This is a genomic window from Paenarthrobacter sp. OM7, assembly GCF_029873575.1.
In the GTDB taxonomy this organism is placed as follows: domain Bacteria; phylum Actinomycetota; class Actinomycetes; order Actinomycetales; family Micrococcaceae; genus Arthrobacter.
The window spans coordinates 1,659,027-1,679,080 of the sequence record NZ_CP123579.1 but is presented as its reverse complement, the minus strand read 5'-3'; the positions used below and the strand labels follow the sequence as shown (position 1 = coordinate 1,679,080).

Sequence of the window (20,054 nt, the reverse complement as noted above, 5' to 3'; positions counted from 1 at the left end):
GGGGCGGTGTTCCTACCGGAACACCGCCCCTCTGTGCGTTGCTTACACGGCCCGTACGCCGGCCCGCCACACGGAATGAGTCAGCGGGATCCCCGGTCGGTAAGCCAGGTGCGTGGCCGACGGCGCCTTGAGCAGGTGCAAGTCTGCCCGATGTCCGACGGCGAGCGAACCCACCGCCCGTTCGCCGTCGACGTCGTTCCCTGACTCCCGGCCCAACGCCAACGCGCCGCCGTACGTCGCAGCCCGGACCGCTTCGTGGACGCTCAAGTGCATCTGCAACACAGCAGTGGTGACGCAGAAGGCCATGGAGCTGGTGTATGAGGTCCCCGGATTGCAGTTGGCAGCCAGCGCGATCTGCACGCCGGCGTCGATCAATTCACGGCCTGGTGCCAGGGGCTGACGGGTGGAGAGGTCGCAGGCGGGAAGGCAGGTTGCAACAGTGCCCCTGGTGCCCGTTCCGGTTGCCGGGTCCCAGCCCGCCCAGGTTCCCGCGAGGTCCCGGATGTCTTTGTCCGACAAGTAGTTGACATGGTCAACACTCGCTGCGGCGAACTCTACGGCCAGGGCAACACCTGGCCCCTCGCCCAACTGGTTGCCGTGGACCCTCAAGCCCAGACCGGCCTTGCGCGCTGCAGTCAGGACCCGACGGGACTGGTCCTCCGTGAACGCGCCCCGCTCGCAGAAGACGTCGGCCCAGCGAACGTGCGGGAGGACGGCGTCGAGCATGGGCCCACACACCAGGTCCGTGTACTCCTCGGGATCGGAGCCCTTCGGGACCAAGTGCGCGCCCAGGAAGGTGACCTCGTCCACTTCGGCTGCGGCGATGCGGGCACTGCGGGCCTCGTTCTCGACGTCCAACCCGTAGCCGGTCTTGCTCTCCAGGTACGTGGTCCCTTGTGAGACTGCCTCGGCCACGCGATCCCGGACAAGCCGGGTGAGTTCGTCATCGCTGACGCTGCGCGTAGCGCCCGTGGTGACCGCGATCCCGCCTGCGCTGTAGCTTTCCCCGGCCATGCGGGCTTCGAACTCGGCAGTGCGGTCCCCTGCGAAAACAAGATGGGAATGAGAATCCACCCAGCCCGGCAGGACGGCGCGGCCTTCGACGTCGATCATTTCGTCAGCAGCGGGAGCGTCTTTGGCACCGCAGATCCAGGAAATCCGCTCTCCTTCAATGACCAACGCGGCGTCCTTCAGGACCCTGTGTTCAAGGTCCTGGGTCATCAGTTCGCCGATGTTGGTGATGACAGTGCTGCCGCTGTTCCCGTTCCTGATTCCGCTCATGTCCCTATTGTTCAGCGCCGGATGGACCAGCGCACGGCCGCCAGCTGCTCCGCTGTCCGGGATTCCGGACTGTCGTCAACTACCGTGCCCAGGATCAGCGCGGCTGCCAGCTCTGCGATGGCGGACGAAGTCTGGAAGCCGTAGCCGCCTTGCCCTGCGAGCCAGAAGAAGCCCGGCGCTTCGGCGTCGAAGCCCACCACTGGTATCCCGTCTGCAGCTTCTGTCCGGAGGCCAGTCCATGCCCGGTCCACTGAATGGATTCCCAAGGAGGTCACGGTGTTGAGTTTGCTGATCAAGTCCTCCACATCACCCGCGTAGGGCTTGGCGTCCTCGGCTCCGCTCGGCACAGATTCGGACGGCGAAATCAGCACTTGGTTGCCCTCGGCGCGGAAATAGAACGTGTCGTCAGCGGCACAAACCATGGGTGTTTCCGGTGTCAGGGGACTGTCAACATTCACGATGGCAGCCGTCCGTCGGTACGGCTGCAGTCCCAGCTTCTCCACCCCGCTGATGACGGCCAGCTCGTCCGCCCACGCGCCTGCCGCGTTAACCACGACGCCGGACTGGAACCCTTCGGTTCCCGCGCCCACCTGCCAGCCGCTCCCCAATCGTTGGGCGGAGTGGACCTTGGCTCCAGTGATGATGTCCACTCCCGCAGCTTCCGCTGTACGGCGGTGTTCCTCAAGCAGGAGCGGAGCGTTGCAGCCGAAGGAGCCGTTATCCAGTCCTGCGGCTGTAAATGAGTCGGGGTCGAGCACCGGGCAAAGTCGCATCGCTTCGTCGTGGGTGATGGCATGCATATTACCGCTGGCCTCGGCGCGGACTGTTTCTTCGTCGCCAACCAGCATGAAACCGCGTGGCGTCAGGATGGGTTCGTCCGCCTGGGCATCGCGCGCCGCCAACATTTCCAGGGTTCGAATGGTCAGCTCCTGCACGACTGCCGGACCGTAACTGGGGATAAGTTGCCGGGCTGAACGTGACGACGTGTGGAAGGCCAAGGACTGCTCGGCCTCAACAAGTGCAACCGTGCACTTGCCCGCGAGGGCCGCAGCCAAGGACAGTCCCCCGATGCCGCCGCCTACGATTACCACGTCATAATTCGAAGCCATGGCTCCATCCTGTCAGAACCGATGCTCTCTCACATCCCGCGCCCTTCAACGCAACCCTCTCTCACATCCCGCGCCCTTCAACGCAACCCTCTCTCACATCCCGCACCCTTCAACGCAACCCTCTCTCACATCCCGCACCCTTCAACGCAACCCTCTCTCACATCCCGCGTTTGTGATGCGCGCCGGTACTTGTGGCCTTAACGTCTGCCAGGACTGCAACAATGACGGCATGCACCGCAACCATCCCATTCGGCGGGTGATGGAAGATCCCGCCAACGCACTGGACCGCCAAAAGTGGCCAGCCAGCCTGCCTCCGGTAACCCAGCTTCTGGAACAAGGTCTGGATCTGCCTCCTGCAACCATCCTCGTGGGCGAAAACGGTTCTGGTAAGTCAACAGTGTGGAGGCCATCGCCTTGGCCTACGGTTTGTCCCCGGAGGGCGGATCAACGGGGGCCCGTCACACCACAAGGTCTACGGAATCCGAGCTGGGCAACCACCTGCAACTCATCCGCAACGCCGGCAGCAGCAGGCGTGGTTACTTCCTCCGTGCTGAGACCATGCATGGTTTTTTCACCTATCTGGAGAAGAACCCCAGCACGTTCGGCGACTTGCCCTTCCACGACATGTCACATGGCGAATCGTTCCTTGAGCTCGCTGTTGACCGGTTCCGCGGGCCCGGACTATGGGTACTGGATGAGCCGGAGTCAGCTTTGTCCTTCAATGGTTGCCTAAGCCTGCTGTCAGTTCTCAAGGAGTTGTTGGTTGGGGGCAAGTCCCAAGTCATCATGTCTACGCACTCGCCCCTGCTTGCCGCCCTTCCGGGCGCCCAAATACTTGAAGTCGGGCAGTGGGGCTTACGTCCCAGGCAATGGGCCGACTTGGACCTGGTCACCAACTGGCGATCATTCTTGGACGCCCCGGAACGATACCTTCGGCACCTATAGGCCGACGCTCTCGCACTTTCGTGAAGAAAGTGAGAGAGCGTCGGTCTTAAACCCGCGGGACGTGAGAGAGCGTCGGCCCGAAACCCGAGGGACGTGAGAGAGCGTCGGCCCGAAACCCGCGGGACGTGAGAGAGCATCCGCCTTAGGCGACCGCGGCGCGACTCTTGACGAACGCCTGAACACACGCTTCGACGTCGTCCGCGCTGTGCGCAGCGGACAGCTGCACGCGGATCCGGGCCACGCCCTTCGGCACTACGGGGAAACTGAAGGCCGTGACGAAGACGCCGTTGTTGAGCATCTCGTCGGCTACCTTGGCAGCAACCACGGCGTCACCGAACATGACGGGGATGATGGCGTGCTCGCCGTCCAGGAGATCGAAGCCTTCCTCGCTCATGCGGCGGCGGAACAGTGCAGCGTTCTGGAACAGTCGGGTACGGAGTTCGCCGGATTCCTGGACCAGTTCGATCGCCTTGATGGTGGCCGCAACGATGGCCGGGGCAAGCGAATTGGAGAACAGGTACGGGCGCGCCTTCTGGCGGAGCATGGCCACAATCTCGCCGCGGCCGGAAACGTAACCGCCCGAAGCACCGCCGAGGGCCTTACCGAAGGTGCCGGTGTAGATGTCCACACGCTCGGAGACGCCGGCGTGCTCGGGGGTGCCTGCACCGGTGGGTCCCATGAAACCGACGGCGTGGGAGTCGTCCACCATGACCAAGGCGTCGTGCTTGTCGGCGAGGTCGCAAATGGCCTCGAGCGGCGCGAGGTACCCGTCCATGGAGAACACACCGTCGGTAACGATGATCTTCCGACGGGACCCTTCGGCTTCGACCAGCTTTGCCTCGAGGTCCGCCATGTCCTGGTTGGCATAGCGGAAGCGCTTGGCCTTGCTCAGGCGGATGCCGTCAATGATGGAGGCGTGGTTCAGGGAGTCCGAGATGATGGCGTCTTCGGGGCCAAAGAGCGACTCGAACACACCGCCGTTGGCGTCGAAGCAGCTGGAGAACAGGATGGTGTCTTCGGTCCCCAGGAACTTCGAGACACGGGTCTCCAGTTCCAGGTGCAGGTCCTGGGTTCCGCAGATGAACCGCACGGACGCCATGCCGAAGCCGCGCTCGTCCATGGCGGTCTTTGCTGCAGCGATGATGTCCGGGTGGTCAGCCAGGCCCAGGTAGTTGTTGGCGCAGAAGTTCAGGACTTTGTTGGCGGGCTCGCCGAGCTGGCCTGCGGCGATGTGGCTGGCCTGCGGGGAGTCGATGTGGCGTTCGGTCTTGAAGAGGCCAGCGCTGCGGATCTCGTCCAATTCGCCTTGCAGCTGGTCTTTGATGGCTGAGTACATAAGGGGTGCTCCTAAAGGTGAGGGGGCCGGGTGCAGTTCAGGTCCAGCTACAGTTCAGTCCAGTCGAGGACCACTTTGCCGCCGGTCCCGTTGCGGGCGATTTCGAAGCCCTTCTCCCAGTCCTTGGCAGAGAGCTTGTCGGTGACTACCGCGGAGATGTTGCGGTGCAGCACGGGGTTTGAGGACAGCATGGCGCTCATGGCGTACCAGGTCTCAAACATCTCGCGGCCGTAAATGCCCTTGAGCGTAAGCATGTGCGTGACGACCTTGCCCCAGTCGATGTCGATGGATTGGCTGGGGAGACCGAGCATGGCGATGCGGCCGCCGTGGTTCATGTTGTCGATCATCTCAGGCAGCGCGGTGGGGTGTCCCGACATTTCCAGGCCGATATCAAACCCTTCGCGCATCCCCAGTTCCTGCTGGGCATCGCGGACGCGCATCTTGGAGACGTCGACGGCCAGGTCAACGCCCATCCGGCGGGCCAGTTCCAGTCGCGGAGCAGAGACGTCCGTGATGGCGATCTTGCGGGCGCCGGCATGGCGGGCGACGGCGATGGCCATGAGCCCAATGGGACCGGCACCGGTAATCAGCACATCTTCGCCGACCAGCGGGAAGCTCAGCGCAGTGTGGACGGCGTTGCCGAAGGGATCGAAGATGGCACCGAGTTCCGGGGTGACGGATTCATCATGGTGAACCCAGACGTTGGTTTCAGGGATGACGACGTATTCAGCAAAAGCACCATCGCGCTGCACGCCGACGGAGACGGTGTGGATGCACATCTGGCGGCGGCCGGCGCGGCAGTTGCGGCAGATTCCGCAGACCACATGGCCTTCGCCGGAGACCCGGTCCCCTACTTTGACGTCGCGGACGTCTTCGCCGATTTCCACTACTTCGCCATAGAACTCGTGGCCGGCGATCAGCGGCGCCTCGATGATGCTCTGGGCCCAGGCGTCCCAGCTCTGGATGTGCAGGTCGGTGCCGCAGATACCGGTGGTCATCACACGGATCTTGACGTCGCTGGGGCCCGCTTCGGGCTCAGGACGTTCGACGAGTTCGAACCCTGCGTGGGGTCCTGATTTGTAGAGAGCCTTCATGGGATTCCTCACTGCCAGGGCTGCTTCGCTGCTGCTGAGTCCATTAGAGCCCCGTCAACGATTTAGCACAACTAGATTCTTCTCAATCAACGATTTAGGATTTGCTAATGGAAATACACCAGTTGCAGATGCTTCGTGAGCTCGGCGACCTCGGCAGTGTCAAAGCGGTGGCCGAGACGCTCATGGTCACTCCATCGGCTGTTTCCCAGCAGCTCGCCCTGCTGCAGAAATCGGTGGACGTGCCGTTGACGCGCAAAGAAGGCAGGGCCTTGGTGCTGACGGACGCCGGCCGCGTCCTCGCCGAGGCCGGTGCCGCCGTCGTGAACGCCATGGCAGATGCGCGGGCAGCAATCGGCGCTTACCACGATGCTCCGGACGCGCCGGTCAGCGTGAGTGCGTTCCACAGCGCCGGGCAGGCTCTGTTCGCGCCGTTGGCGGCGCTGCTGGCGTCCGGAACAGCGTCCGACGGCGGGAAGTCGCCGCGCCTGCGACTGTCCGATGAGGATGTGGCACAGGAGGATTTCCCGGGGTTGGCCGCGCGGTACGACCTCGTGTTGGCACACCGGATGGACAATAGCCCGCAGTGGCCGGAGGACAAGGTAGCGGTGATTCCACTCGCAGACGAGCCCTTGGACATCGCTCTCCCGGCGGACCATCCCCTGGCGGTCCGGCCGGAACTGGAGCCATCCGACGTCGTGGGTGAATCCTGGGTGACCAGCCGCGATGGCTACTCCCCCGCGGACGTGTTGGCCGCCGTCGTTGCCGTGAGCGGCAGACCGGCCGAGGTGCTGCACCGGATCAACGATTATTCGACCGTCGCGGCGTTGGTTTCCGCGGGCGGGGCGATCGGGCTGTTGCCGAGGTTCACTGCACGCCGCGTGTTGGATGCCGGAGTGGTGCTGCGTCCGCTGTCCGGCGTGAATTCGGTGCGCAAGATCGACATCCTGGCCAGGCCGGAGACACTCAAACGGAAATCGGTCATGACGGTTTGCGAGTCACTTCAAACCGTCATGACCGAGCTTGTGGAGCTCTCCGGCCCGGGCTGACCCAAGCGGGCTGACCCAGCGGGCTGACCGCGGTCGGTCAGTCGCGGACCAGGGCGGGCTGGCCGGCGTCGAAGTACTCCACCAGTTCGGCGGGGAGCTCCGGGACCTCGCGCGCAGAGCCATCACCGCGGAGTGATTCCGCCGCAAGGATGCCCGCCACGACCGCCTGCCGGGCCGCAATGGGACTGGTCTGTGTTTGGCCGCCTTGGGAAGCGAACCGAAGGAACTCCTCGATCAAGCGGGGATCCGCGCCACCGTGGCCGCCTTCGCCGTCCTGGATGGTTATGACCTCGTCCGGTGCCGCGTAGCCGGATGACCGGCTGGTCCACACGTTGATGATCTCGCCGGGTCCGTCGCCAAGGTTTTCGATGCGGCCTTTGGTGCCGATGACGGTGTAGTTGCGCCAGTAGTCAGGGGTGAAGTGGCACTGCTGGTAGGAGGCGAGCACGCCGTTGTCCAGCACCATGTTCATCATGGAGATGTCCTCGACGTCGATCACTTCAGCCAGGTCCTTCTGCTCTGTGGGCGGCCAGTTGTCCATGGAGAACCAATCACCCATGCGCTTTCCGGCGTTGTTGCTGCGGTTCGCGACGTCGCCGTAGACCGCGAGGTCGCCGACGGCGGCAACCCTCTTGGTGTAGCCCCCGGCAAGCCAGTGGATCACGTCGATGTCGTGGGCACCTTTTTGGAGCAGCAGTGAGGTGACGTTGGCCCGTTGTGCATGCCAATCCTTGAAGTAGTAGTCACCACCGTGACCCACGAAGTGGCGGCACCACACCGCCTTGACCTCGCCGATCCTGCCGTCCTCGATGAGTTGGCGCATCTGTACTACAACCGGCATGTGCCGCATGTTGTGGCCCACGTACAAGCGCGTGCCGGTTTCGTAGGCCGTTGCCAGGATCCGGTCCGCAGCGTCAATGGTGATGTCCAGCGGCTTCTCACAGAAAGTGGGGATGCCCGCCTTGAGCGTACGGACCGCGACGGCGGCGTGCTGGTTATCGGGGGTCAGGACCAGGACGGCGTCAATCCCACTGCTCAGGAGTTCTTCCAGATCCCCGGTGACGCGGGCGGTGGGGATCCGGTCCGCAGCATCTGTCCGGCCTCGTTCGCTGAGGTCGCAGACAATGGTGACCTCAGAGCCCTGGCCTGGCTTGTGGGCGTGTTTCCATAGCCCTGAACGCAGGCCGAAACCTACGATGCCAACCTTCAAATCCTTTTCCATGGTGTGCAATTTCCTTCTTCTGTTTCTTAGTAAAGTCTGGTTGCGGCGCTGCGGTGCGGCGCCGATTCACGCACGAACAAGTGCCACGGGAAGTCCAGGACGTCGGGTTCCTCTGCTGTGGTGGTGTCAGCAGGGCCAGTTGCCCGCCGCAGGAGCAGCCGGGCCAGCTTGTCGAAGAAATCCACGGGACCTACGGTGCTGAGAGAGGGGGACATCCGTTCACCCTCCACGGTGTTGCCCACACCGATGATGTCCACATCGGTGCCCACGGAAAGACCCAAACGCTGGGCAGCATTGATAGCGGCGACGGCTGCGTAATCCGTGGTGGCATAGATGGCAGTGGGCCGGTCCGCCATGCTGAGCACCCGGGTTGCCGCAGCGTAGGCCCCAGCGCTGGTGCCATCGAACAGTCCCACGTAATCGTCCCGCTCCGGAATGCCGGCGTTGGCCAGGGCGTCGGAGTACGCCCGGTACCGGGTCCCACCGGAGGTGCCTGCGGCGGTTGCCGGTGTCAGGCACGCGATCTGGCGGTGGCCGTGGAGCAGGTGCTCCACGGCCATGCGGCAGCCGGGCCCGGCGATGGAGCGGATGACATCGAAGCCCTCCGCTTCCACCTCTTCATCAAAGACCACCAGCGTGGTTCCATGTTCGGCCAACTTGCGCAGCGCGTCCCGCTGGTCAGGACGGACGGCGTCAACGAACACCGCATCGGCGTTGTGGGTGCCGAGCACTTTGACCCAGTCGGCGTCTCCAAGGATCATCGGTGTGATTCCCAGAGGACCGGCCGCCTTTTGCACGGCCTCGATCACGGACAGGGACCATGGATCGGACAGCATGGTCAGCGACAGAATCACGGTGTTGGTGCGACCCGTCCGGATGGCCCGGGCCGCTTGGTTGGGGCGGTATCCCAACCGCTCCGCAGCCGCCTTGACCTTTTCCGCCGTCGGATCCGAAACTCCCGGTCCGCCGTCACCGCGGCGGCCGGACAGCACGTAGGAAACCGTGGCCGTGGACACTCCCGCCAGCTCGGCCACCATGCGGATGGTGGGCCGGACTCCGGTGGTGCTTGCTTTTGCCATGGTTCCCCCTGCTGATCTTCTCTGTCTTGGCGCGTTGGTTCGTTGTTGGTTTGAGGCTAGCTTCTGAACACCGGAGCGTTGGGGTCCAACGCGGCCTGGTACTCATCGCGCATCTTGTCGCCGCCTTCGCTCTTCCAGCGCTTGACGGCATCCTTGAGCTCATCGATTTTGGCGCGGCCGGTGATGATGTCCACCACCTTGTCGCGAAGCTGCTTGGTGATCTTCGCTCCCACCTTGGCGTTGGTGTCCGAATAGGAACCGTTGGTGGGGTTGCGCCACGCGAATTCAAGGAGCTTCTCCTCCTGCTGGCTGACGTACCTGGTGTCGTCGTCGAATCCCGGGTTGAAGATGACGTTCTCCGGACTGGACATGATGTTCAACGCCGAAACCAGGCCTGGTGCGTTGGTGGTTCCCGTTTCGGTGCGCGCCGGGTTCCCGGAGGCGTCGATGGTGTAGTCCTCGCCGAGTTCACCAAAGTTCTTCTGCAGGTACTCCACCGTTCCAAAGGGCGCCGACAGGTAGTTGATGAGCGCCAGCAGTTCACGGATCTTGCCCTCTTCGGCCTTCTTGAACGGCGTGAAACCCACCGTGCCGTAGCCCATGTCGTACACCGGCTTGACCTTGCCGTCGGCACTGAAGGGAATGAGGACATCAAACCGGGCAGTCTTGTTCAGGGCACGGTAGCTGCGGATATCGTGCGGGCCCACCACAACCTGCGCGGCCACACTGCCGTTTGCCACGCGGGAGCGGATGTCCGTGGCCTTGGAGTCCGGGTAGAAGACGCCCGCTGCGAACATCTTGGCAGTGAACTCCACACCGGCCAGGTATTCATCGGTTTCATACAGGTGGGTCAGGGTGCGGTCCTTGTTGACGGCCCAGCTGTTGGGGGCGCCAAACCACTCCGTGACCATATGAAGGGCGTTGATGTAGGCCGGCTCCAGCGCATATTGCTGGTCGCCGGGACGGGTCAGCTCCTTGGCCTTCTCCAGGAATTCCTCGGCGCTGGAAGCTTCAAACCCGCCAACCTTGGACCACATGTCGTGGTTGCCCAGGTACACCTGGCCGAACGGGGTACTGGGGATGGGAGCTCCCCAGATCTTGCCGTTCACGACGGCGGTCTTCCAGGAATCGGGCTTCAGTGCAGCCAGGTTGGGGTACTCCAGCACGGCGTCACCGGAGAGGTACGGCGTCAGGTCCTGGAACTTGGCCTCCAGCATGGGGCCGACGTTGGGGATGCCCTGGTTCGGTGGAACCCACATCATGTCGGGGAGATCGTTGCTGGCCAGAACGGTGGCGAATTTGGCCGGGTAGCCGTCTCCGATGTCTTCGGCGATCTGGAGCTCCAGGTCCCCGCCGAGCTTGGCATTGAGCCTCTGCCAGAAGGGGTTGTCCTTCAGGCCGGGGCTCATGGTGTCGAAGGTTTCGGTCAGGCCGGTCACCTTGCCCTTGAGCGGCGGCGTCTTCACGGACTGCACAGCGGTGGGCAGCTTGAAGTAGCCGGCTTGGAGGCCTTTGGCGTTGCCCGCGATGTCCGGGGTGACGCCGGTGAATTCCTTGTACGTGGGCAACTTGACCGACGCGGAGGCAGCGGCGCCACCGTTGCTCGCGGTTCCGCCACCACCGCATGCGGACAAGCCTGCGGCGGTCACGGCCAAGCCAGCGAGGCCAAGGAAACCGCGGCGGCTGAATCCAGCCTGGGAGGTAGTGCTTGTCATGGCATAACCCTTTCTGGTTACTTGCTTTTCTCTGAGGTTTGAGTGCGTTGGGTTTTTCTGGATCCTGGGAGGGAGCTAGCCCTTGACTGCGCCGGTGATGACGCCCTTGGCAAAGTGCTTCTGGAGGAACGGGTAGACCATCAGGATCGGGACCAATGCCACGACAACGACGGCCATTTGGATGGACTGCGGCGGCGGAGTGGTGGTGATTCCCAGTTGGTCCGCCGCGCCACTGCCCTGGACCACGAAGTTGCGGAGCAGCAATTGGATGGGCCACTTGCTGTGGTCGTTGATATAGAGCAGGGCGTTGAAGAAGGAGTTCCAGAACCCGACGGCGTAGAACAGTCCGACGACGGCGATCACTGCTTTCGACAGAGGCATCACGATGCGCCACAGAATTTGCCAGTCGTTGGCGCCATCGATCCTGGCGCTTTCGATCAGTTCGCCCGGGATGTTCATGAAGAACGATCGCATCACCACAAAGTTGAAGGCTCCAAAGATGCCCGGGAGGATCAGCGACCACAAAGAATCGAGCAGCCCGAGTTGACGGATCATCAGGAACGACGGGATCAGGCCAGGCGCAAACAGGAGCGTAAACAGCACAGCGAGAATCACGGGACGGCCAAAGAGCACGGTGCGGCTGGTGGCGTAGGCCATGGTGATGGTCACGAACAGGGCCAGGATGGTGCCCACCGCGGTGACCAGCATGCTGACGCCGAGCGATTGCAGCACCATGGGCCCTCTGAAGATAGTGGCGTAGGCCTCCAGCGTGGGACGCTCGGGCCAGAGGACGAAACCGCCTGCCTTCACCAGTTGTTCGGTGTCAGCCAGGGACGTTGAGACCACCAGCAGGATGGGCGTGAGGATGGACAAGCTGAAGACGACCAGGACTATCGCTTTGATCGTTTGGTATAGGGCGGAAGGCTTCTCCTTCCACACCGGGCGCTTGGGGTTGTAGCTAAGCTCCCGGGGTTTCCTGGTGAAAAGTGTTGTTGCCATGGGGTTCTCCTTGTGCGGCAGGCGCGCGGGTCAGCGTGGCTGTCAGCGCACTTGTTTTGCGAAGATTCCGTCTTCGCCGAAGCGGTGGGCAAGTTTGTTGGCGCCATAGATCAGCAGCGCGCTGACCACGCCCTTGGCGAGGCCGGCTGCAGCACCTGAGCTCCAGCCGCCTCCCACTACGCCTGTGTAGTAGGTGAAGGTGTCCAGCACTTCTGCCGCCCCGGCGCCCACAGCGTCGCGCTGGAGGATGAACTGTTCAAATCCGACAGAGAGGATGTCGCCGATGCGCAGGATCAACAGGAGCACGATCACGGGCCTCAACCCGGGAAGGGTGATGTGCCACATCCGGCGCCAGCGCCCGGCGCCATCAGCCGCCGCAGCTTCGTAGAGCGAAGCGTCGATGCTTGCCAGGGCGGCCAGGAAGATGATCATTGCCCAGCCGGCGTCTTTCCAGATCATCTGGACGACCACCATGACGGGGAAGGTTTCCGGGTTGGTCATGAAGGGAATGGGATCCATGCCCCAGTCCCTCAGCAGGTTGTTGACGAAACCAGCGCCGCCCAACATCTGCTGGAAGAACGCGATGACAAGCACCCAGGAAAGGAAGTGCGGCAGGTAGGCGATGCTCTGGAAGATGCGACGGACCCGCGTGCTGATGAGTGAATCAACAATCAGCGCCAGCACCAGCGGCACCGGGAAAAGGAAGACCAACTGCCAGGCGGCCAGATACAGGGTGTTCCAGAACGCATGGATGAAATCCGGATTCCCGAAGAGATCCACGAAGTTCTGCCAGCCAACCCACAAGCTGTCGCCGATGCCCAAGTACGGCTGGTAGTCCTGGAACGCGATGACGTTGCCCAGGATGGGGATGTAGAAGAAGAGCAGCAGGAAGGCCACACCCGGGACCATCATGAGCAGCATCTGCTTGTCGCGTCGCAGGCGGGACCGGAAGCTCTGCTGCGGGGGCTTGCTCCGTTTCCGCTTCTTTGATCCGACCCCAGGGGCGCTCCCCCGTGCCGGCGCCGCGACCCGGCGGGCTTCGGGCAATGCCGGAGCCTGTTCCGTCGTCGAGTTCATGGTGTCTCCTCAAGTGCCGAGCCGGAACCACCAATGTGATCCAAGCCACGCTCGTTAACCGTTTAACAAACCATAAGTGACCCGCATCTCTTTTTGCAAGATCATGATCGAAACTGAGTGCAGAAATCACATTTCGTCACTTCGGGAAGGCCGCGCGTCTGCTTGGAGTCGGAGTGTGACGCCGGAGTGCGCGGCGGAAAGTGGTCCACCCGTGGGGTTTGGGAAGGAGCGTGTGGCAGGCCACCGGACCCCGCTAAAGTACAAGCAGTTGGTTTATAGACAGAAGGTGGACATGGCAGACTGCTGCAGCCCGGGTGCCGGCGCCCGGGAACACTCGACGCCGGGGCTGGCGCTCCCCCTGCGCGCGGTGGGCGGACACCCGACCAGCGGCACACCCGGGACCAACCATATGCACCAGACCAACGACGTCGACATCCCCGGCGGGACGTTCACCATGGGCGATCGTTTCAACGAGGGCTATGAAGGCGACGGCGAATCACCGCTGCACGAGGTCGCCATCTCACCATTCCGGATCAGCGCCACAACAGTGACCAACCAGGAGTTCGCACAGTTTATCGACGCCACCGGCCACCGCACCGAGTCGGAGATCTTTGGTACATCAGCGGTGTTCCACCTCGCCGTGAAAGCCAGTCCGCATGACATTCTCAACCGGGTCAAGAACGTCCCGTGGTGGCTTAACGTCCGCGGCGCCGACTGGGCGCACCCGGCCGGGCCCTTCTCGAACTGGGAAAACATCCCGGACCACCCGGTGACCCATGTGTCGCACAACGACGCCCTCGCGTACTGCGAATGGGCCGGCCGACGACTGCCGACGGAAGCCGAATGGGAATACGCGGCCCGCGGCGGGGTGCCGGGACGGCGATACCCGTGGGGCGACGAGCTCCACAACAACCCATCAGGCACCGCCGCACACAATTGCAACATCTGGCAAGGCGATTTCCCGTCCCGCAACACCGAAGACGACGGCTACCTCACCACCGCACCCGCCAGGTCCTTCAGCCCCAACGGTTACGGGCTCTACCAAACCAGCGGGAATGTGTGGGAATGGTGCAGCGACTGGTTCCTGCCCAAGTACTACAAAACCTGCCTGGCGCAAGGAACGGTAGAGGACCCCCAGGGGCCCACCATCGGCCGGGGCAGGGTGATGCGCGGTGGCTCATACCTCTGCCACGAGTCCTACTGCAACCGGTATCGCCTGGCAGCGCGGAGCTCGAACACCCCGGACTCAGCCAGCGGCAATCTGGGCTTCAGGACTGTAGCCGCGTAACTATTTGGGGCCGTGGCCCTTGTGCCCGGGCCCACCCTTGAGGCCGGCCGGCAGTTGGCCTGCCAATACCCTCGTGGCGGTCACCGTATCGCCCTCCCGAGTACCGCTGATGCGCACCGTATCGCCGGCCTTGAGGTCCGCTGCTGCAGCTGTGGGCAGGGATGGCTTACCCCTGCCGTTCCTGGGCCCGGGAACGGCAGGAACCATGGAGATCCGGGTGTCCGCGGTGATCGCGTAGCGCTGTGTGAAGCCGTCGTCGCTCTTCACGGTCACCTCTGAATCACTGGCCGCTTCGATGGTTCCGGTCTGCGTGACCACCGTGCGGTACGTCCCGTCCCGCTGCTTCACCACGTGCTCGCCATGAATTGCCTGGCCGCGGCCTTCAGTGGACTCGGCGTTCGCGGACGCGGAAGGGCTGTTGGACGGAAAAGCGCTCGACGGCGGGGGGCTGGCTTGCGTGCCTGCCCAGACAGCGGCGGCCCCGCCACCTGTCAGGGTGACGGCGATCCCGCCGGCAAGGAGGGCCTTCCGAAGGCCCGGTGAGAGTGTGGCCATGCATCCATTGTGCGCCCAAAAAGCAAAGTAGGCCGCAGCAAAAACTGCGGCCTACTTTGATGGGAAAAACGGGTGTCAGCCCTCGACGCCGAGCTTCTCCAGGATGAGTTCACGGACTCGTCCAGCGTCGGCCTGGCCGCGGGTGGCCTTCATGACGCCGCCAACAATCGCACCGATCGCTTGGACCTTGCCGCCTCGGATCTTCTCCGCGACGTCCGGCTGTGCTGCCAGTGCTGCGTCGATGGCTTCCAGAAGGGGACCGTCGTCGGACACCACCGCAAGGCCACGGTTCTCCACGATCTCCGCCGGGGTTCCTTCGCCGGCGAGGACGCCGTCCAGGACCTGGGTAGCCATCTTGTTGTTGATCTTGCCGTCTTCTACCAGCTTGTTCAGCTCCACGATGACCTGCGGCGTGACACCGAGCTCGGAAGGATCGACGTCGGCAACCTTGGCGCGGCCAACGATCTCACCCATCCACCACTTACGGGCAACATCTGCGGATGCACCAGCAGCGATGGTTTCCTCGATGGAGTCCATGACACCGGCGTTCACCACATCGCGGAATTCCAGGTCCGAGTAGCCCCAGGCTTCCTTGAGGCGCTTGCGACGCTCGGCCGGCGGCTCGGGAAGGGTGGCACGGAGTTCCTCCACCCACTCGCGGGAAGCGACGACGGGAACCAGGTCAGGCTCCGGGAAGTAGCGGTAATCGTCAGCGTCGGACTTGGGCCGGCCCGACGTCGTCGAACGCGTGTCCTCGTGCCAGTGGCGCGTCTCCTGGATGACCGGCTCGCCGGAATCCAGAACGGCGGCGTGCCGCTGGATCTCGTAACGGACAGCGTGCTCGACGGCGCGCAGCGAGTTCACGTTCTTGGTTTCCGAACGGATGCCGAACCGCTCCCGGCCGTGCGGGCGCAGGGAGACGTTGGCGTCGCAGCGGACGTTGCCGCGCTCCATCTTGGCATCGGACACGCCGAGGTTCTTCACGATCTCGCGAACAGCAGCGACGTAAGCCTTGGCCAGCTCAGGCGCACGGCTGCCGGCACCCTCGATCGGCTTGGTGACGATCTCAACCAACGGAACGCCCGAACGGTTGTAGTCCACCAAGGAGTAGTCGGCGCCCTGGATCCGGCCCGCAGCGCCACCCATGTGGGTCAGCTTGCCGGCGTCCTCTTCCATGTGGGCGCGTTCGATCTCCACGCGGAAGACCGTGCCGTCCTCAAGCTCGATGTCGAGGTAACCGTCGTAGGCGATCGGTTCGTCGTACTGGGAAGTCTGGAAGTTCTTGGGGGTGTCCGGGTAGAAGTAGTTCTTCCGGGCGAAGCGGCAGGACTCGGCGATCTTGCAGTTCAAAGCAAGGCCGATCTTGATGGAGGACTCCACAGCCGTCTTGTTCACCACCGGCAGGACGCCGGGCAGGCCCAGGTCAACCTCGTTGACATTGGTGTTCGGCTCGTCTCCGAAGACATTCGGTGCGGAGGAGAACATCTTGGTCTTGGTGTTGAGTTCCACGTGGACCTCAAACCCCAGGACGGGATCGTACTTCTCCATGGCCTCTTCGAAGCTCAGGGTTGCGTCGACGGACATCAGTTGGAACCTCCGGCGGTGTTGGATACTGCACCGAGAGCAGGCGCCTGGGCAAGCATCGGACCGCCCCACTTCTCTTCGAGCATGGATTCGAGGACCGCACCAACGCGGTACAGGCGGGCATCCTGGCGGGCAGGAGCCAGCAGCTGGATGCCAACAGGCAGGCCGTCTTCGTCAGCCAGGCCACCCGGCAGGGACAACCCCGGGATGCCAGCGAGGTTGGCGGGGATGGTGGCGACGTCGTTCAGGTACATCGCCAGGGGATCATCCAGCTTCTCCCCCAGCTTGAACGCCGTGGTGGGCGCCGTGGGCGAGATCAGGACATCGGCCTTCGCAAAAGCTGCGTCGAAGTCACGCTGGATCAGCGTACGGACCTTCTGTGCGGAGCCGTAGTAAGCGTCGTAGTAACCGGCGCTCAAAGCGTAAGTGCCGAGGATGATACGGCGCTTCACTTCGTCACCGAAGCCTGCGGCACGGGTAGCCCCCATGACGCGCTCGATGGTCATCGGACCATCCTTGGGCAGCACTCGCATGCCGAAGCGGACACCGTCGAACTTGGCCAGGTTGCTGGACACCTCGGACGGCATGATCAGGTAGTAAGCGCCCAGGGCGTACTTCAGGTTGGGGCAGGAAACCTCCACGATTTCAGCACCAGCATCCTTCAGCAGCTGAAGGGACTCGTTGAACCGGTTCTCGACGCCTGCCTGGTAGCCCTCGCCGTGAAGTTCCTTGACGATGCCGATCTTCATGCCCGCAACATTGCCCACGCGGGCAGCAGCAACAAGATCGTTGAACGGATCGGTCAGCGACGTGGAGTCAAAGGGGTCGTGGCCGCCGATGACTTCCTGCAGCAACGCCGAGTCCAGGACCGTACGGGAAACCGGGCCAATCTGGTCCAGGGATGACGCCATGGCAATGGCACCATAACGGGAAACAGCACCGTACGTCGGCTTCACCCCCACAGTTCCGGTGACGGCACCCGGCTGGCGGATCGAGCCACCAGTATCGGTGCCGAGCGCCAGCGGCGCTTCGAAAGCGGCGACGGCGGCCGCGGAGCCACCGCCCGAACCGCCGGGAATGCGGTCCAGGTCCCACGGGTTGCGGGTGGGGCCGTACGCCGAGTGCTCCGTGGAGGAACCCATGGCGAATTCATCCAGGTTGGTCTTGCCCAGGATGGGCATCTTCGCCGCGCGCAGCTTCTTCACCACGGTGGCGTCGTACGGGCTGTGCCAGCCCTCGAGGATCTTCGAACCAGCCGTCGTCGGCTGGCCAATCGTGACAATGAGGTCCTTGACCGCGATCGGCACCCCAGCGAGGGCGTGCAGTTCCTCGGCAGCAGAACCACCGGCAGCACGGGCTGCGTCAACCTCGGCTGCAACGGCCAAAGCCTCATTGGTGTTAACGTGCAAAAATGCGTGGATACCGTCGGCTCCGCCATCAACAAGGGCGATGCGGTCAAGGTGCGCCTGCGTCACCTCGACGGCGGTCACCTCACGGGCAGCCAGCTTCGCAGCGAGATCGGCAGCGGAGTGGCGGATGAGCTCGTTCTTCGATTCAGTCATAGTGATTAGTCCTCATCCAGGATTGCCGGGACCTTGAAACGGTTCTCGTAAGCATCCGGAGCGCCGGACAATGCCTGCTCAGCCGTGAACGTGTGGCCCACAACGTCCTCACGGAACACATTGGTCAACGGAATCGGGTGCGACGTCGCCGGGACATCCTCCCCCGCAGCTTCGCTCACGCTCTTCACCGAATCCACGATGACAGCAAGCTCAACAGCCATCCTGTCCAGTTCTTCGGCACTCATTTCAATGTGAGCCAGACGCGCAAGATGCGCGACGTCGTCACGGTTGATCGCAGCCATGGATCTCCCCTGCAAAGTTCAAATGGTTTTCGGAACCAGTCTACTTGGCTTGGGTGCGCCGCCGTACGCGGGCTGCGGCCCGCTCGGTGGGTGTTGTCGCCTTCGGCCGGTGGGCCTCCTACGCAGACCGGGCCAGGCATCCGGATGCGTGCGTCAAAGCGACGAAGGAGCAGCACGCGGAGGATGTCTGGCCCGGTCTTGCACCTCAGGTGCAGACGGTTGCGCTGGGAGCAGCGGGTCAGCCGATGCCGATGGCTCCGGTCAGGACTCCGACTGCCAGCATGACGACTGAGACCACTGCCGTGCGCCAGAGGACCTTCTTGTGGTGGTCGCCCAGGTCTACCTTGGCGAGGGACACCAGGAGGAGGATCGCCGGTACCAAGGGGCTCTGCAGGTGGAAGGGCTGCCCGGTGATGGAGGCACGGGCCATGTCCACTGCATCGACGCCATAGTGCGCGGCCGTTTCGGAGAGGACCGGAAGGACACCGAAGTAGAAGGCGTCATTGCTCATGAAGAAGGTCATGGGGATGCTGAGCAGTCCGGTGATGATCGCCATGAACGGACCCATGTCCGCGGGGATGATCTGGACCAGCCACTCGGACATAGCCTTGACCATGCCGGTGCCGTTGAGGACGCCTGTGAGGACGGCGGCGGCCATGACCATGCTGACGACGGCGACGATGGACGGTGCGTGGGCGATCAGCTGGGCGCCTTGGTCTTTGACCTTGGGAAAGTTGACCAGCAGGGCGATCGCGGATCCCACCATGAACACGAACGGCAGCGGAACGATGTTGGCCACCAGGACCACCATCACGGCGACGGTCAAGCCCAGGTTGAACCAGAACAGCTTGGGACGCAGGGTGGAGCGGTTGGGGTCCAGCGCGGTGTCCGCCATGGCGGTGTCGTGATCGTCCACCAGCGTGGCAGGGTCTTCGAGGACCGCGACGCCGGAACCTCCGCCGGTTCCCGGCTTACCTGCGGTTGAACCGTTGCGGCCAAATCCGAAACGGTCGGCGCCGAAGCCTGCACCCAGGCCCGAACCTGCGGCGACGGAACCGCCGCGGCCGGCGCCGCCGTCGAACGTTTCAGAAGGATCGGCGACGTCGCCCCAAATTTCGGGCGCAGTGGTGCGGAGGCGGTTGCGTTCCTGCAGGCCCAGCAGCCAGGCGAAGACCAGGACAACGATGAGGCCAACGATGAGTGACGGAACCATGGGGACGAAGACGTCGTTGACATCAAGGTTCAGGGCGGTCGCAGCGCGGGCGGTGGGCCCGCCCCACGGCAGGATGTTCATGGTGCCGTTGGCCAGGCCCGCCACGCAGGTGAGGACCACGGGGCTCATCTTGAGCCGCAGGTACACCGGGAGCATGGCGGCAGTAGTGAGAATGAAGGTGGTGGAGCCGTCCCCGTCCAGGGAGACTGCTGCGGCGAGGATCGCGGTGCCGAGGACAACCTTGGCGGGGTCGTTGCCCAGCTTGCGCAGGATGAACTTCACCAGGGGGTCGAACAGTCCGACGTCGATCATCAGGCCGAAGTAGATGATGGCGAACATGAGGAGCGCGGCCGTGGATGTCATGGACTTCATCGAGTCCATCACCATGTCGCCAATGCCGAGGCCCGCTCCGGCGAAAAGGCCAAAGACGGTGGGGACGATGATCAGCGCCAGTACTGGCGTCAATTTTTTGGTCATGATCAGGACCATGAATACCGCAATCATTGCGAATCCAAGCAAAACCAGCACGGCCGGCTCCTTACTACTGTGAATGGCGCCACGTCGGTGTGATGCGCACTACAGACGATATGGTGGCGCCGATCACGGCGGGGGGTTTCCGGGAATTGTTGGGAATACTGCTCGTTGCG

General features: G+C 63.3%; 16 protein-coding genes and 1 pseudogene. 3 read left to right on the top strand and 14 right to left on the bottom strand.

The genetic code is table 11. The features are described 5' to 3' along the window. Positions 1 to 42: 42 nt before the first annotated feature. Both hutI and QEH68_RS07705 read right to left on the bottom strand, forming a co-directional pair. On the bottom strand, positions 43 to 1,272 hold the full coding sequence (gene hutI, locus QEH68_RS07710; RefSeq protein ID WP_280627987.1) for an imidazolonepropionase: 1,230 nt from the start codon (positions 1,270 to 1,272) through the stop codon (positions 43 to 45). A 20-nt stretch (positions 1,273 to 1,292) separates the two neighbouring features. Next, positions 1,293 to 2,390: an FAD-dependent oxidoreductase gene (locus QEH68_RS07705; RefSeq protein WP_280627600.1), complete on the bottom strand. Its 1,098-nt coding sequence runs from the start codon at positions 2,388 to 2,390 to the stop codon at positions 1,293 to 1,295. Between the two features lie 259 nt (positions 2,391 to 2,649). On the opposite strand from QEH68_RS07705, the pseudogene QEH68_RS07700 reads away from it, so the two are divergent. Beyond that, positions 2,650 to 3,335 (top strand): annotated as a pseudogene (locus tag QEH68_RS07700) (AAA family ATPase). Between the two features lie 142 nt (positions 3,336 to 3,477). On the opposite strand, the gene QEH68_RS07695 reads toward QEH68_RS07700, so the two are convergent. Further along, the gene (locus QEH68_RS07695; RefSeq protein ID WP_280627599.1) at positions 3,478 to 4,671 is read right to left on the bottom strand and encodes a glycine C-acetyltransferase; all 1,194 of its coding nucleotides are present in this window, start codon (positions 4,669 to 4,671) and stop codon (positions 3,478 to 3,480) included. Positions 4,672 to 4,718: 47 nt separating this feature from the next. Continuing rightward, complete coding sequence (gene tdh, locus QEH68_RS07690) at positions 4,719 to 5,765, bottom strand: L-threonine 3-dehydrogenase (protein ID WP_207596927.1); 1,047 nt, start codon at positions 5,763 to 5,765, stop codon at positions 4,719 to 4,721. A gap of 107 nt (positions 5,766 to 5,872) precedes the next feature. Here tdh and QEH68_RS07685 point away from each other — a divergent pair, with 107 nt between their 5' ends. Beyond that, on the top strand, positions 5,873 to 6,811 hold the full coding sequence (locus QEH68_RS07685) for a LysR family transcriptional regulator (RefSeq protein WP_207596926.1): 939 nt from the start codon (positions 5,873 to 5,875) through the stop codon (positions 6,809 to 6,811). A 37-nt stretch (positions 6,812 to 6,848) separates the two neighbouring features. Here the strand turns inward: QEH68_RS07685 and QEH68_RS07680 are convergent, their stop codons facing one another. The 5 genes from QEH68_RS07680 to QEH68_RS07660 form a co-directional block, all read right to left on the bottom strand. Beyond that, entirely contained in the window at positions 6,849 to 8,042 is a 1,194-nt protein-coding gene (locus QEH68_RS07680) for a Gfo/Idh/MocA family oxidoreductase (RefSeq protein ID WP_280627598.1), read from the bottom strand. A 17-nt stretch (positions 8,043 to 8,059) separates the two neighbouring features. Continuing rightward, positions 8,060 to 9,112: a LacI family DNA-binding transcriptional regulator gene (locus tag QEH68_RS07675; RefSeq protein ID WP_207596924.1), complete on the bottom strand. Its 1,053-nt coding sequence runs from the start codon at positions 9,110 to 9,112 to the stop codon at positions 8,060 to 8,062. Between the two features lie 56 nt (positions 9,113 to 9,168). Continuing rightward, complete coding sequence (locus tag QEH68_RS07670; protein WP_280627597.1) at positions 9,169 to 10,827, bottom strand: sugar ABC transporter substrate-binding protein; 1,659 nt, start codon at positions 10,825 to 10,827, stop codon at positions 9,169 to 9,171. A 75-nt stretch (positions 10,828 to 10,902) separates the two neighbouring features. Then, the gene (locus tag QEH68_RS07665) at positions 10,903 to 11,826 is read right to left on the bottom strand and encodes a carbohydrate ABC transporter permease (RefSeq protein WP_280627596.1); all 924 of its coding nucleotides are present in this window, start codon (positions 11,824 to 11,826) and stop codon (positions 10,903 to 10,905) included. Between the two features lie 42 nt (positions 11,827 to 11,868). Further along, a complete protein-coding gene (locus QEH68_RS07660) occupies positions 11,869 to 12,903 on the bottom strand; it encodes an ABC transporter permease subunit (RefSeq protein WP_207596921.1) in 1,035 nt (344 codons plus the stop codon). Between the two features lie 292 nt (positions 12,904 to 13,195). Here QEH68_RS07660 and QEH68_RS07655 point away from each other — a divergent pair, with 292 nt between their 5' ends. Beyond that, entirely contained in the window at positions 13,196 to 14,191 is a 996-nt protein-coding gene (locus tag QEH68_RS07655; RefSeq protein WP_280627595.1) for a formylglycine-generating enzyme family protein, read from the top strand. Here the strand turns inward: QEH68_RS07655 and QEH68_RS07650 are convergent, their stop codons facing one another. The 5 genes from QEH68_RS07650 to QEH68_RS07630 all read right to left on the bottom strand — a co-directional run bounded on the left by QEH68_RS07650 (position 14,192) and on the right by QEH68_RS07630 (position 19,935). Then, complete coding sequence (locus tag QEH68_RS07650; protein WP_280627594.1) at positions 14,192 to 14,746, bottom strand: DUF5666 domain-containing protein; 555 nt, start codon at positions 14,744 to 14,746, stop codon at positions 14,192 to 14,194. A gap of 75 nt (positions 14,747 to 14,821) precedes the next feature. Then, complete coding sequence (gene gatB / locus QEH68_RS07645; RefSeq protein ID WP_280627593.1) at positions 14,822 to 16,330, bottom strand: Asp-tRNA(Asn)/Glu-tRNA(Gln) amidotransferase subunit GatB; 1,509 nt, start codon at positions 16,328 to 16,330, stop codon at positions 14,822 to 14,824. Then, positions 16,330 to 17,892, bottom strand: a complete 1,563-nt coding sequence (gene gatA, locus QEH68_RS07640; protein WP_280627592.1) for an Asp-tRNA(Asn)/Glu-tRNA(Gln) amidotransferase subunit GatA — start codon at positions 17,890 to 17,892, stop codon at positions 16,330 to 16,332. The genes gatB and gatA overlap by 1 nt, the downstream gene beginning before the upstream one ends. A 5-nt stretch (positions 17,893 to 17,897) precedes the next feature. Then, on the bottom strand, positions 17,898 to 18,194 hold the full coding sequence (gene gatC / locus QEH68_RS07635; RefSeq protein WP_017199363.1) for an Asp-tRNA(Asn)/Glu-tRNA(Gln) amidotransferase subunit GatC: 297 nt from the start codon (positions 18,192 to 18,194) through the stop codon (positions 17,898 to 17,900). A gap of 238 nt (positions 18,195 to 18,432) precedes the next feature. Beyond that, positions 18,433 to 19,935 (bottom strand): CitMHS family transporter, encoded by a 1,503-nt coding sequence (locus QEH68_RS07630; RefSeq protein WP_280627591.1) that lies wholly within the window; start codon positions 19,933 to 19,935, stop codon positions 18,433 to 18,435. Between the last annotated feature and the right edge of the window lie 119 nt (positions 19,936 to 20,054).

Bases quoted from the DNA above. Each gene is read 5' to 3' on its own strand.
- QEH68_RS07650 (WP_280627594.1), bottom strand. From the start codon at position 14,746: ATGGCCACACTCTCACCGGGCCTTCGGAAGGCCCTCCTTGCCGGCGGG.
- gatA (WP_280627592.1), bottom strand. From the start codon at position 17,892: ATGACTGAATCGAAGAACGAGCTCATCCGCCACTCCGCTGCCGATCTC.
- tdh (WP_207596927.1), bottom strand. From the start codon at position 5,765: ATGAAGGCTCTCTACAAATCAGGACCCCACGCAGGGTTCGAACTCGTC.
- QEH68_RS07675 (WP_207596924.1), bottom strand. From the start codon at position 9,112: ATGGCAAAAGCAAGCACCACCGGAGTCCGGCCCACCATCCGCATGGTG.
- QEH68_RS07695 (WP_280627599.1), bottom strand. From the start codon at position 4,671: ATGTACTCAGCCATCAAAGACCAGCTGCAAGGCGAATTGGACGAGATC.
- QEH68_RS07655 (WP_280627595.1), top strand. From the start codon at position 13,196: ATGGCAGACTGCTGCAGCCCGGGTGCCGGCGCCCGGGAACACTCGACG.
- QEH68_RS07670 (WP_280627597.1), bottom strand. From the start codon at position 10,827: ATGACAAGCACTACCTCCCAGGCTGGATTCAGCCGCCGCGGTTTCCTT.
- gatC (WP_017199363.1), bottom strand. From the start codon at position 18,194: ATGGCTGCGATCAACCGTGACGACGTCGCGCATCTTGCGCGTCTGGCT.
- QEH68_RS07665 (WP_280627596.1), bottom strand. From the start codon at position 11,826: ATGGCAACAACACTTTTCACCAGGAAACCCCGGGAGCTTAGCTACAAC.
- QEH68_RS07660 (WP_207596921.1), bottom strand. From the start codon at position 12,903: ATGAACTCGACGACGGAACAGGCTCCGGCATTGCCCGAAGCCCGCCGG.
- QEH68_RS07705 (WP_280627600.1), bottom strand. From the start codon at position 2,390: ATGGCTTCGAATTATGACGTGGTAATCGTAGGCGGCGGCATCGGGGGA.
- gatB (WP_280627593.1), bottom strand. From the start codon at position 16,330: ATGTCCGTCGACGCAACCCTGAGCTTCGAAGAGGCCATGGAGAAGTAC.
- QEH68_RS07685 (WP_207596926.1), top strand. From the start codon at position 5,873: ATGGAAATACACCAGTTGCAGATGCTTCGTGAGCTCGGCGACCTCGGC.